The sequence below is a fragment of the Bacillus bingmayongensis genome, assembly GCF_000299035.1.
Lineage (GTDB): Bacteria > Bacillota > Bacilli > Bacillales > Bacillaceae_G > Bacillus_A > Bacillus_A bingmayongensis.
Genome location: NZ_JH921517.1, coordinates 548,357 through 560,702 on the forward strand (window position 1 = coordinate 548,357; position 12,346 = coordinate 560,702).

Genomic DNA, 12,346 nt, shown 5'->3' on the forward strand with positions numbered 1-12,346 from the left:
GTTACATTCTTTAGTATGGTATGAGTAAATGAAAAAAGGGTGAAAAAAAAGCCTATCAAATGATAGGCTTATATTCTTTAATGACGCGTAATGTTTTTAACGTCATATCTTCTGGACCTTGTACTGGTAGACCCGCTTCTAAATTTTTATGAATGTAATCTAAGTTTTCTTGTGTAATAATTTCACCTGGAGTAAAGATTGGAATCCCTGGTGGATAAACCATTACAAAATCAGCTATAATGCGGCCAGCAGCATTTTTAAACGGGATGACCTCTGTCTCTGAATAAAAGGCATCTCGAGGAGAGAGGGCAAGTACAGGGATTTCTGGAATTTCAACTTGTACTTGAACACCTTTATCAGCTCTATGTTTAAATGTTGTTGCTAGTTCTTGTAAGGCTTTAATAAGAATGTTTGTCTCATCTTTTGTATCGCCTAATGTAACAAGACATAAAATGTTATATAAGTCTGAGAGTTCAACTTCAATGTTATAACGCTCTCTTAACCATAATTCTGCTTCGTGGCCTGTAATTCCTAAGTCCTTTACAGATATAATTAGCTTTGTTGGATCATAGCTAAACGTGGCATCTGTACCTAACATTTCTTTTCCAGGACAATAAAGATGTTCAGTATTGTTTATAGCGTTACGAACATGCTCAGCTAGCTGTATTGTCTTTGTTATTAATGTCTTTCCTTCAGTTGCAAGTCGTTTTCTTGCAACATCAAGGGAAGCAAGCAAAATGTACGAGGTCGATGTTGTTGTAAGCATGCTAATAATGGATTGGACATGTTTTACGTTCACAAGGCCCTCTTTTACATTTAGAATAGAGCTTTGTGTTAATGAACCGCCGAGCTTATGAACACTTGTTGCTGCCATATCTGCACCAGCTTGCATAGCTGACATTGGTAATTCGTCATGGAAATGAATATGGACACCATGAGCCTCATCAACTAATACAGGTATTTCGTAGGAATGAGCTAATTCTACAATTTGCTGCAGGTCTGCGGCGAATCCAAAGTATGTTGGATTAATAACGAGTAATCCTTTTGCATCTGAATGTTCCTCGAGTGCTTTTTTTACAGATTGAATCGTAATCCCGTGTGAAATACCGAGATTCGGATCAATTTCAGGATGAATGAAAATTGGTTTTGCACCTGAGAAAATAATGGCTGACATTACAGATTTATGAACGTTTCGTGGTACAAGAATCTTATCTCCTGGGCCACAAACGCTCATCACCATTGTCATAATTGCACCGCTTGTACCTTGAACGGAAAAGAAAGTATGATCTGCACCGAACGCAATCGCTGCTAAGTCCTGTGCTTCTTTAATCATACCCTTTGGATGATGTAAATCATCGAGCGGCGCGATATTAATTAAATCAATTGCTAATGCATTATGCCCAATAAATTCGCGAAACATAGGATCCATTCCTTGTCCTTTTTTATGACCTGGGATATGGAATTGAATTGGATTTCGCTTACTGTGCTCTACTAAAGCGGTAAACAATGGTGTTTTGTATTGGGACAATCTATACACCCCTTCTTCTTCGTAATATTTATTATGAGTTGTTTTATGTGTATCTTGTTCAATTAGAAAGTTATCTCCTCTTATATAGTTAAATAACCGTCTAGAAGAACTTGATTTGTTTACTTACCATTCAAAAGTTTTTTCATGGAAGCTTCACTTTATTTTCAATAAAACAAAAGCATTATATCACCAATGATTATATATGTATAGAAAAAATCATTATTTTTATTATATGCATAATTAGTAGTAAGTTTCTCCCATTATGCGTGAATAGTAAACGTTCATCTCGAGGTTTAAAGAAAGCGAGAAGATACGTAGCACCCTAACAATGGGAGTTACATTTTAAATTGGCTGAAATTACCTCATTGTCTTCGGTCTGGCAGGAGATAATTCCATAAAAAAAGAGAAATGGTGTATAATGCAAAGGGGTTATAGCGAAGAAGGATGGAAGTTGTATTTTTAAGGTAGCATAATGGTAAAAATAAAAATGAATGAGGTGTACATATGGAATATCAATACCCACTTGATTATGATTGGTCAAATGATGAGATGATTGCAATCGTGACATTCTATGAGGCGATTGAAAAGGCATATGAGAAAGGTATCGTGAGAGAAGACTTGATGAGACTATATCGTCGCTTTAAAGAAATCGTGCCTTCGAAAGCGGAAGAGAAGAAAATTGATAAAGAGTTTCAAGAGGTAAGTGGTTACTCTATATATCGGGCAATTCAAAGAGCGAAAGAAGCAGAAGAACAAAAGATTGTAAAAATGTAAAAAGATTTTGAAAAATTAAATTCAAAGTGCTATAATGGGAGAACAACTTAAAACGGACAATAGATCTATTGTCCGTTTTCTTACTATCGATTGCAAATTCTATATAAAGGAAGGAGTGAGTGCATAGTAGATGTAACCTTCGCAAGAAATTGCTCATCAGTAAGTGTTGAAAATTCTTCTGGTGAGATGTGAATACCAACTAGTAACTCTGCTTTTTTTATAGTGGCTAAGCGTTCAATCATCTTTTGTAAATCATTTGCTTCAAGCGTGTTATGTGGTTTTACAGCTGGTTTAGTATGGTCAATGGACCAAACGAAGTCATTTGGTATATTTGTTTTTAAATCATTTAAGTGTTCTAAGAAGGCATGAGCCGCTTCCACTTTCTGTGGACACTCATAGATTAAACCAAAGTATATGAAAGCGTGGGTACCCCATAAACCGATTTGAAAATGTGGTAGCATTTTATATCCGCGTTTATTTGTTGAAAAAGCAACCCAAGTATCGTTTGGTGGATTGACTTTACGACGTGCGTGTTTCGCAACATGATAGAAAAAAGTTTCCCCAGTTTGTTCTGATAAATAATGAGAAAATTGCTCGCCTAGAGCTTCTAATTTAGGATGAATATTCGTTTTAATAGCATTCATTCGTTCTTCGAGACCATCAACTGCAAAGACAGCAAAGTCAGTTGATTTAAATGTTTGTAATGTCATGACAGTTCCTCCAACTCCTAGTTTGTTTTTTATTTTAGCATAGCTTGTACTATTCATAAAAAAACAGCATAAAAAAATTACGTAAAAAAAAATAATTATGTTGCATAGATGTTTTATCCAACATAATATAGTATAAAACAAAAAATCAGAAAATTAAGTTAATTCTAGTCCAAGGGCAGACGAATATTGGGAGGAGGCAATAAAAATGAGACAGGTGATTAATGCGTTAAAGAGAACAGATGCTGAAAAAAGAATTCCGGTGCTAAGATTGGAGTTAGATTATGAATTAGCAACGCTATATGATGCGATGATGGAAAATGATAATCAGAAAAAAGAAGAGTGCGTGCAAAAATTAGAAGTGCTAAGACTTGAAATGATTCGTTTGGAAGCGTAATAATAGTATATGTATAAAATTTTAGTTGGTGCGAACCTTATAAAGGGTTCGTTTTTTCTGTGAACAGTATAGATCGGAGTGTTTAAACATGCAAGAGGTATGGAAAGAAATCGATACAAATGCAAAGCAGTGGGTTCGAGAAGCTGGTGAACGTTTAATGGCATCATTGCAAAAGACACTTATTATAGAGACGAAATCAAATGCAGCTGACCTAGTAACAAATATGGATCGGGAAACAGAACAGTTTTTGATTGGGAAAATTAAACAAACATTCCCAGACCATTATATTTTAGGAGAAGAAGGATATGGGGATGAAGTTGCATCTTCTGATGGAGTTGTTTGGTTAATTGATCCAATTGACGGTACGATGAATTTTGTTCACCAAAAAAGAAACTTTGCGATTTCAATTGGTATTTATGAGAACGGTATCGGAAAAATCGGTCTGGTCTATGATCCGGTTCATGATGAACTTTATCATGCTGTAAAAGGAGAAGGAGCTTTTTGCAACGATGTATCTATTCCTACTCTAGAGAAAAGTACGGTGGAACATGGAATAATTGCTTTAAATGCAACTTGGCTTACTGATAATCCATTACTTAATATGGAGAAAATGATGCAACTTGTAAAATTGGCAAGGGGGACACGTTCATATGGATGTGCAGCATTAGAAATGGTCTATGTTGCAACTGGAAGATTGGATGCTTACGTGACGCCTAGACTATCTCCTTGGGATTTTGGTGGTGGAATGATTATTGTAGAAGAAGTCGGGGGTAAAGTAACGACATTCGCCGGTGCTACGCTTTCTATTGTGGAGAAGAGCAGTGTATTAGTTGCAAAACCTGGAGTATATGAAGAGTTATTACAATATGTATCACAGTAACAAAAAAAGTAAGAGGCCCAAGACGTAGCTTCTTACTTTTTCATGTTACTGTGATTTACGCATTTTGCGTTTTGTTATAAATCCATATCCGACTGTAACAAATGTACCAATAATGCAAATAATAATACCGATGGGACTATTTTCAGCAATCATAATTCCGATGCCAATTAAGAAAATAACACCGATAATAGCTGTTAGTAAAAAGCGATATTGAATGTGTTCCATATCTTCACCCTCCAATTTCATTTTACTTTCACAAAAGTAAGAATACAACTATATTTTCATTCTTGATTTTATTTTGATTGCCATTGTATCCCCTTCGCTCTTATAATAGAGAAGGATTAAAAAGACACTAGGAGTTGGACATGTTGAAAAAACGACAAGATTTACGTAATATAGCAATTATCGCCCACGTTGACCATGGTAAAACAACACTTGTTGACCAATTATTACGTCAAGCGGGGACGTTCCGTGCAAACGAGCACGTAGAAGAACGTGCAATGGATTCAAATGACTTAGAAAGAGAACGCGGTATTACAATTTTAGCGAAAAATACAGCGATTCATTATGAAGATAAACGAATTAACATTTTAGATACACCTGGACACGCTGACTTTGGTGGTGAAGTTGAGCGTATCATGAAAATGGTTGATGGTGTTTTACTTGTTGTTGATGCATATGAAGGTTGTATGCCACAAACACGATTTGTTTTAAAGAAAGCATTAGAACAAAATTTAACTCCAATCGTTGTTGTAAACAAAATTGACCGTGACTTTGCTCGCCCAGACGAAGTGGTTGATGAAGTAATCGACTTATTCATTGAACTTGGTGCAAACGAAGATCAATTAGAGTTCCCAGTAGTATTTGCGTCAGCAATGAACGGAACAGCAAGTTTAGATTCAAATCCAGCAAATCAAGAAGAGAATATGAAATCATTATTTGATACAATCATTAATCATATTCCAGCACCAATCGATAATAGTGACGAGCCACTTCAATTCCAAGTAGCACTTCTTGACTATAATGACTATGTAGGTCGTATTGGAGTTGGCCGTGTATTCCGCGGTACAATGAAAGTTGGACAACAAGTTGCGTTAATGAAGGCTGATGGAAGTGTAAAACAATTCCGCGTAACGAAACTATTTGGTTATATGGGATTAAAACGTCAAGAAATCGAAGAAGCAAAGGCTGGAGATTTAGTAGCTGTTTCAGGTATGGAAGACATTAACGTTGGTGAAACTGTATGTCCAGTTGAACATCAAGAAGCATTACCATTATTACGTGTTGATGAGCCAACACTACAAATGACATTCCTTGTAAATAACAGCCCATTTGCAGGTCGTGAAGGAAAATATATTACATCTCGTAAAATTGAAGAGCGTCTTCGTTCTCAGTTACAAACAGATGTTAGTTTACGTGTAGATAATACAGAATCTCCTGATGCATGGATTGTATCTGGACGTGGAGAATTACATTTATCAATCTTAATTGAAAACATGCGCCGTGAAGGATACGAATTACAAGTATCTAAACCAGAAGTAATTATTAAAGAAGTAGACGGTGTAAGATGTGAGCCTGTAGAGCGTGTACAAATTGATGTACCAGAAGAATATACTGGTTCTATCATGGAGTCTATGGGTGCGCGTAAAGGTGAAATGTTAGATATGGTGAACAATGGAAATGGTCAAGTTCGTCTTACATTCATGGTACCAGCACGTGGATTAATCGGTTATACAACAGAATTCTTAACTTTAACACGTGGTTATGGTATCTTAAACCATACGTTCGATAGCTATCAGCCAGCACATGCTGGTCAAGTTGGTGGACGTCGTCAAGGTGTTCTAGTTTCATTAGAAACAGGAAAAGCATCACAATACGGTATTATCCAAGTAGAAGACCGTGGTGTAATCTTTGTTGAACCAGGTACAGAAGTTTATAATGGTATGATCGTTGGGGAACATACACGTGAGAATGATTTAACAGTTAACATTGTAAAAATGAAACAACAAACTAACATTCGTTCTGCAACAAAAGACCAAACGTCAACAATGAAAAAAGCTCGTATCATGACATTAGAAGAATCATTAGAATACTTAAATGATGATGAATACTGTGAAGTAACACCAGAATCAATTCGTCTTCGTAAAAAGATTCTGGATAAGAGCGAGCGTGAAAGAGCTGCTAAGAAAAAGAAATCTGTAGAAGCGTAAAAAATAGGGAGCTACCTTTAAAAGGTAGCTTTTTTTTATTCTGTTATTTTTCGAAAATTTACTCTTTTATCTAGACAGTATTTTTTCTGCAATGTACTCTTATAGTAGGCAACATAGAATTTAAAAATTAAGAAGTAATGCGCTGCTAGTCAGTTGAATGAATGGGGCTCATATGGAATATTTTCTATCTTTATTTTAGATAGGGGAATTTTTATTCATTTTTGCTAGATAAAGGGGAGAAGTATAATGCTAGAAAGAATGTCATTTTTTGCAAAGCTATACAATGTAGATGTGAATCCAGAAGTAGGTATGTGGCTACTTTATGGTACAATGATTATTTTGAGTGCACTTGTATATAATTTGGGTTTTGCTAGGAAATTATCGCTATTAAAAAATGTTGTGATTTATGTGGTATTAGCAATTGGGTGTACGGTTCTAACTTTTTTTGGAGTTTTGTTACCAGTTGGGGAAGGGCTCGTTGTAGCGGCGCTTGTGCTTGGTATTTATAGATTGCGCTTACGTCAAGTAAAGAAACAGAGAGTGAGCTAAGGGGGGATGTTTCATGCGTTCTGTACAAGATGCATTATACAATTGGCTAACGATTAAAACTGTCGCGGAAGCACGCCCGTATGATGAGGCTGCACAAGAAACATATTTACTGTTTCATAATATGTTACATGAAGATCATCAATTAAGAGATGTAACGGTGGAAAAGAAAGAAGATATGTATTTGGTTACATATGAACGAGACGGGGAAAAACATTCTACAAGATTTCCATTAGAGCTTATAGATTGTTTCTTAGATCAAATGAAACGAGAGCCGGAGAAATATAAATAAGCCCTCATCTGAAGGATTAAGGACTTATTTGGCAGTTTACCACTCATCTTCTATTGTTTTATCACGATATAAGTGGAATTTTCCGGTTGCATGGCGTTCCATTGTACGTTCTGCAATACGTTCTGTGCATTCCATGCACATATATGTATGAATAGGACGGTTACGAAGCCTTTTGGCCATAGGATTTTCGTCATCTAACTCTTCTTTTTTATCACAAAGCATGCATTTGACTCTCATTTCGTCACCTCAATACAAATTCTATCGATATAAGTATATCATGTAAATTTGATATTTTTGAACTATAGGGGGAAAAAATAATATTTTCGCAATTCGAAAAATAAGTTATTATTAAGATGAAGAAAAATTTGGAGGTGGAAATATGGCAAATGTAGTAGAAACTACATTGACAGATTCTTTAGTTCAATCTTTACGTGAAGGACATATTATTACAATTGCAACAATTGATTTTGAAAAGGCTGTTCCAAATGTAAGTGCTATTTCATGGGTATATGCAATGAATGAGACAAGTATACGATTTGCAGTTGATCAACGCTCTCGTATTGCGGAAAATTTACGCCATCAGTCAGGGCTTGTACTTACTGTAATGGCAAATGAATCTGTATTTTCCATTAGCGGTGAAGCAAAGATTTTAACAGATAGAATGGAAGGCATTCCCCTCAAATTAACTGTAGTAGAAGTATCTGTTCAAGAAGTGCGTGATGTTATGTTTTATGGAGCAAAGCTTGCTTCGGAACCAACATATGAAAAAACATATGATCTTCGTGCTGCTGAAAAACTTGATAATCAAGTTTTAACAGCAATGAAAGAATTGTAGGAATGGATGAGCGCTATGATTGTTCATCCTTTTCTACTATTTTAACCAAAGTAAATAGTTGATCTTTGTTGCATGTTAAAATATAAATTTTGATGAATAATACAATACCTAGTTATAAATGAGAAAAATGATTAAGAAAAGTTTTAATTTATATGAATTTCGATTCTACCTCGTTAATACATTACATATAATTATAACAATGGTTCGTCCATATCATGATCATGGATGAAACCCTTGTTCTACAAATTTAAAAGTGGAGTCAGGGGGTAACAGGTTGGATAAAATTTATGTGTTAGATACGAATGTACTTTTGCAGGATCCTTTATCTATTTTTTCTTTTGAAACAAATGAGGTAGTGATTCCAGCAGTTGTATTAGAAGAGGTTGATTCGAAAAAACGCTACATGGATGAAGTCGGACGAAATGCTCGTTATGTATCTAAATTGATAGATAAATTTCGCGAATTAGGAAAACTGCATGAGAGTATTCCTCTTGAAAATGGAGGGACATTTCGTATTGAATTAAACCATCGTTCATTTGTTCAACTGCAAGATATTTTTGTTGAAAAAACAAACGATAATCGCATTTTAGCTGTCGCGAAAAATTTATTTTTGGAAGAGCAAGAGAAAGAGAGTGGAAAGGCTGTCATTCTAGTCAGTAAGGATGTGCTTGTAAGAGTAAAGGCGGATGCACTTGGTTTACAAGCTGAAGATTATTTAAGCGATCGTGTAATTGAAGTGGACAATATATATTCAGGTTTTTTAGAAGGCTACATATCAAAAGAGAAATTAAATTATTTTTATGAAAAAGGGGAGCTTCCTTTATCAGAAATTGCAAATCACCCATTTTATCCAAATCAGTTTATTGTGATGAAAGATGCGTTGGGTGGTTCTAGCTCTGCACTTGGAATTGTGGATTTTTCAGGGAAAAAAGTGAAGAAACTTGTTTTTCATAATGAGCAAGTTTGGGGAATACGTCCGCGGAATGTGCAGCAAACTATGGGATTAGAATTGTTGCTCCGTGAAGATATTCCACTCGTAACATTAACGGGTAAAGCAGGAACTGGTAAAACTTTACTTGCGCTAGCAGCTGGCCTTATGCAAACGGAGGATTTAGGGTTGTACAAAAAACTCCTTGTTGCCCGGCCAATTGTTCCAGTTGGCAAAGATATCGGCTATTTACCAGGAGAAAAAGAAGAAAAATTAAGACCGTGGATGCAGCCGATTTTCGATAACCTAGAGTATTTATTTAATACAAAAAAACCAGGTGAATTAGATGCGATTTTAGCAGGGATGGGTTCAATTGAAGTAGAGGCGCTTACTTATATAAGAGGGCGAAGTATTCCAGATCAATTTATTATTATTGATGAGGCACAAAATTTAACGAAACATGAAGTGAAAACAATATTAACAAGGGTTGGAGAAAAGAGTAAAATTGTATTAATGGGAGATCCACAACAAATTGATCATCCTTACTTAGATGAATATAATAATGGTCTAACGTATGTTGTAGAGAAATTTAAAGAACAAAAAATTAGCGGACATGTAAAGTTTGTAAAAGGAGAACGTTCGAATTTAGCACAACTAGCAGCGGATTTATTATAAAAAGAAGCGGGACACAGTCCCGCTTCTTTTTTAAATAATTGTAAACTTACGGATGTTTCGAATGGGATTGTTTATATTAGAACCATCACCAAAGTAAAGGTGAACAGGCCCATCTTCTCGTAATGGTTTTCCGTCTTTTGAAAATCCAAGAATAACATTGTTTGTTTCTTCTAATGAAAGTCTGATTGTATCATGCAGTGTATGAATTTCAACATGTGTCGCTTCAGCTGCAATTTCAGCGTTTTTTAAAAAGGGATGAAGTGGTATGCCAAACGTTCCTGTAATGAGCTGTTCTTTTTTAAATTTTTTTACGCTTTTTTGAATAGGTGGGAAAGCGGCGCCATCACGGATTTCGCGATCCCAATGTTCGGAAGTATGCTTGAGATAGTCTTCTAATTCTGATTTTTCTTCTTTCGTTTCGGTGAAGTAAGTTGTTAAATCTACTTTTCGATCATCAAAAATCCAAACGCTTGGATCAAGTGTGATTGGAAAGCGGACTTTCCCGTTTATAAATAAAATTTCACTCATTGTTGTTCCCCCATTTGTATTATGCTCCCACTTTTCAGTATAATAGCATTAGACACGATTGTCACAAAAAATGTTTCTATTGCAATTTATTAAAACTATCGCTAATATTAATAGATAGGATAGGAGAGTAGGACGGAAACGGAGGGAATCAATTTGGCGTCTGAGACAGTAGCAAATCATCAGGAAAAGGCACTTGCCCTTCTACAAGCGGATGCGGAGAAGATTTTAAGACTTATTAAGGTGCAAATGGACCACCTTACGATGCCGCAATGTCCATTATATGAAGAAGTGTTGGACACACAAATGTTTGGACTATCCCGTGAAGTTGACTTTGCGGTTCGTCTTGGTCTTATTGCAGAAGAGCAAGGCAAAGACATGTTAGGAGAGCTCGAACGGGAATTATCAGCACTTCATGAAGCATTTACAAACAAACAACAATAAAGGGTTCAAATAAGGGGGCTCAAACTGGCTAAGTTTGAGCTTTTTATTTGTATAATAAAGAAGGAAGAATTCCAATACATATGGAATACAACAATTAAACTGAAAACAGAAAGAGGATATTGAATGAAAAAAGTATGGAAGTCAATGGATTATTCATTATTGCTTCCTCTTGTTATTTTATGTGTACTGGGAGTTATAATGGTATATAGTGCTAGCTCAATTTTAGCGGTTACAAAATATGGGAAACCGGCTAATTACTTTTTTTATAAGCAACTACTAGCATTAGGAATAGGGACAGTATTAGGATTAGGTATAATTGCTGCGATTCCATACCAGGTTTGGAGAAAACGGATTATTTTGCTACTAATGATGATAGGTAGTATAGGATTGCTAGTGTTATCATTATTGCTGGGAACAACAGCAAATGGTGCGCAAGCGTGGGTATTTGGGATACAACCAGCTGAATTCATTAAAATCGCTATTATTATCGTACTTGCACGTTTCTTTGCAAGAAGACAAGAAACAGATACTTCAGTGTGGCAAGGATCAGCGGGTACGATTCTATTTATAGGATTAATAGTACTTTTAATTCTTAAACAAAATGACTTAGGAACGGTTCTGATAATCATAGGTATTGTCGGAACTATGTTTCTTTGTTCAGGTGTTCCGATTAATAAGTGGATAAAGCGTTTGGTGTTAAGCTCTATTATATGGATTCCGCTTTTATACTTAATTGGTAACTACACATTGGAAGATTATCAGAAAGCCCGTTTTACAGCGTTTTTAAATCCATTTGAAGATACTCAACATGATGGATATCAGCTGGTGAATTCCTTTATTGCAATTGCATCAGGTGGCCTAAATGGTAGAGGACTTAGTAACAGTATACAAAAATTCGGATATTTACCTGAACCACATACAGACTTTATTATGGCGATTGTATCTGAGGAACTTGGTTTTATTGGTGTAGCGATTGTTTTAATTAGTTTGTTACTTATTATCATTCGTGCATTTAGAATTGCTCAAAAGTGTAAAGATCCATTTGGAAGTTTAATTGCAATTGGTATTGCTAGCCTGATTGGAATACAAACATTTGTTATTGTTGGTGGTATGACGGGGCTAATACCTCTTACTGGTGTACCTTTACCATTTGTCAGTTATGGTGGTAGTTCTTTAATGGCGAATTTTATTGCAATGGGGATATTGCTAAATATAGGTAGTTACGTGAAACGACAAGAGAAACAGCAAAAAGAAATATATGAGAAAAAAGAGCAAGGTGAGCCGCATCTTGTTGTTGTGAAATAAAAAGGCTTTGTGTTTTTTGACACAAAGCCTTTTTATTATGATATTTTAAATAGGTTATACTTTGTGGGGGTTGTAATGTTAATAGTGTAACATATTTATTTTAATGTGATATACAATAAAGCTGTCAGAAAAAGAAGAGTTGTGCTATACTATTTTTGTGAAACAAATTGATCAGAAAACTTATCATTTGTTGAAAAATAAGGTATGATGAATAAAAATAAAGTGAAGCTTTCCGAGTATAATTTAGAAAAGAAAGTGAAGAACTTCACGCTCAAAAGAGCGTGTACCTATTTAATCTCT

Annotated in this window: 15 protein-coding genes; 10 read left to right on the forward strand and 5 right to left on the reverse strand. The window is 35.4% G+C overall.

The window, feature by feature from the left end:
- Positions 1-55 precede the first annotated feature (55 nt).
- Entirely contained in the window at positions 56-1,528 is a 1,473-nt protein-coding gene (locus Y7E_RS0109980) for an aminotransferase class I/II-fold pyridoxal phosphate-dependent enzyme (RefSeq protein ID WP_017151129.1), read from the reverse strand.
- Between the two features lie 504 nt (positions 1,529-2,032).
- Between Y7E_RS0109980 and Y7E_RS0109985 the strand changes: the two genes are divergently transcribed.
- Positions 2,033-2,302 (forward strand): UPF0223 family protein, encoded by a 270-nt coding sequence (locus Y7E_RS0109985; protein WP_017151130.1) that lies wholly within the window; start codon positions 2,033-2,035, stop codon positions 2,300-2,302.
- An 83-nt stretch (positions 2,303-2,385) separates the two neighbouring features.
- On the opposite strand, the gene Y7E_RS0109990 is transcribed toward Y7E_RS0109985, so the two are convergent.
- Positions 2,386-3,012, reverse strand: coding sequence for a YktB family protein (locus Y7E_RS0109990; RefSeq protein WP_017151131.1), 627 nt, complete (start codon positions 3,010-3,012; stop codon positions 2,386-2,388).
- Positions 3,013-3,217: 205 nt separating this feature from the next.
- Here Y7E_RS0109990 and Y7E_RS0109995 point away from each other — a divergent pair, with 205 nt between their 5' ends.
- Entirely contained in the window at positions 3,218-3,406 is a 189-nt protein-coding gene (locus Y7E_RS0109995; protein WP_001250169.1) for a hypothetical protein, read from the forward strand.
- A gap of 88 nt (positions 3,407-3,494) precedes the next feature.
- Positions 3,495-4,286, forward strand: a complete 792-nt coding sequence (locus tag Y7E_RS0110000; protein ID WP_017151132.1) for an inositol monophosphatase family protein — start codon at positions 3,495-3,497, stop codon at positions 4,284-4,286.
- A 45-nt stretch (positions 4,287-4,331) separates the two neighbouring features.
- Here the strand turns inward: Y7E_RS0110000 and Y7E_RS0110005 are convergent, their stop codons facing one another.
- Positions 4,332-4,511, reverse strand: a complete 180-nt coding sequence (locus Y7E_RS0110005) for a DUF5325 family protein (protein WP_000400124.1) — start codon at positions 4,509-4,511, stop codon at positions 4,332-4,334.
- Between the two features lie 140 nt (positions 4,512-4,651).
- On the opposite strand from Y7E_RS0110005, the gene typA reads away from it, so the two are divergent.
- From typA to Y7E_RS0110020, 3 genes are all read left to right on the forward strand, one after another.
- A complete protein-coding gene (gene typA / locus Y7E_RS0110010; RefSeq protein WP_017151133.1) occupies positions 4,652-6,496 on the forward strand; it encodes a translational GTPase TypA in 1,845 nt (614 codons plus the stop codon).
- Positions 6,497-6,742: 246 nt separating this feature from the next.
- The gene (locus Y7E_RS0110015) at positions 6,743-7,045 is read left to right on the forward strand and encodes a YlaH-like family protein (protein WP_017151134.1); all 303 of its coding nucleotides are present in this window, start codon (positions 6,743-6,745) and stop codon (positions 7,043-7,045) included.
- A gap of 13 nt (positions 7,046-7,058) precedes the next feature.
- Positions 7,059-7,334, forward strand: a complete 276-nt coding sequence (locus Y7E_RS0110020) for a hypothetical protein (protein ID WP_017151135.1) — start codon at positions 7,059-7,061, stop codon at positions 7,332-7,334.
- Between the two features lie 36 nt (positions 7,335-7,370).
- Here Y7E_RS0110020 and Y7E_RS0110025 read toward each other — a convergent pair whose 3' ends face one another.
- Positions 7,371-7,571: a YlaI family protein gene (locus tag Y7E_RS0110025; RefSeq protein WP_026049164.1), complete on the reverse strand. Its 201-nt coding sequence runs from the start codon at positions 7,569-7,571 to the stop codon at positions 7,371-7,373.
- A 142-nt stretch (positions 7,572-7,713) separates the two neighbouring features.
- On the opposite strand from Y7E_RS0110025, the gene Y7E_RS0110030 reads away from it, so the two are divergent.
- Positions 7,714-8,169, forward strand: a complete 456-nt coding sequence (locus Y7E_RS0110030; protein WP_017151136.1) for a pyridoxamine 5'-phosphate oxidase family protein — start codon at positions 7,714-7,716, stop codon at positions 8,167-8,169.
- Between the two features lie 274 nt (positions 8,170-8,443).
- Complete coding sequence (locus tag Y7E_RS0110035; protein ID WP_017151137.1) at positions 8,444-9,772, forward strand: PhoH family protein; 1,329 nt, start codon at positions 8,444-8,446, stop codon at positions 9,770-9,772.
- A 30-nt stretch (positions 9,773-9,802) separates the two neighbouring features.
- Here Y7E_RS0110035 and Y7E_RS0110040 read toward each other — a convergent pair whose 3' ends face one another.
- On the reverse strand, positions 9,803-10,300 hold the full coding sequence (locus Y7E_RS0110040; protein WP_017151138.1) for a molybdopterin-binding protein: 498 nt from the start codon (positions 10,298-10,300) through the stop codon (positions 9,803-9,805).
- 153 nt (positions 10,301-10,453) lie between these two features.
- Here Y7E_RS0110040 and Y7E_RS0110045 point away from each other — a divergent pair, with 153 nt between their 5' ends.
- Both Y7E_RS0110045 and Y7E_RS0110050 read left to right on the forward strand, forming a co-directional pair.
- Complete coding sequence (locus Y7E_RS0110045; protein ID WP_017151139.1) at positions 10,454-10,741, forward strand: Fpa/YlaN family protein; 288 nt, start codon at positions 10,454-10,456, stop codon at positions 10,739-10,741.
- Between the two features lie 123 nt (positions 10,742-10,864).
- Positions 10,865-12,046 (forward strand): FtsW/RodA/SpoVE family cell cycle protein, encoded by a 1,182-nt coding sequence (locus Y7E_RS0110050; RefSeq protein ID WP_017151140.1) that lies wholly within the window; start codon positions 10,865-10,867, stop codon positions 12,044-12,046.
- The last annotated feature ends 300 nt before the right edge of the window (positions 12,047-12,346 follow it).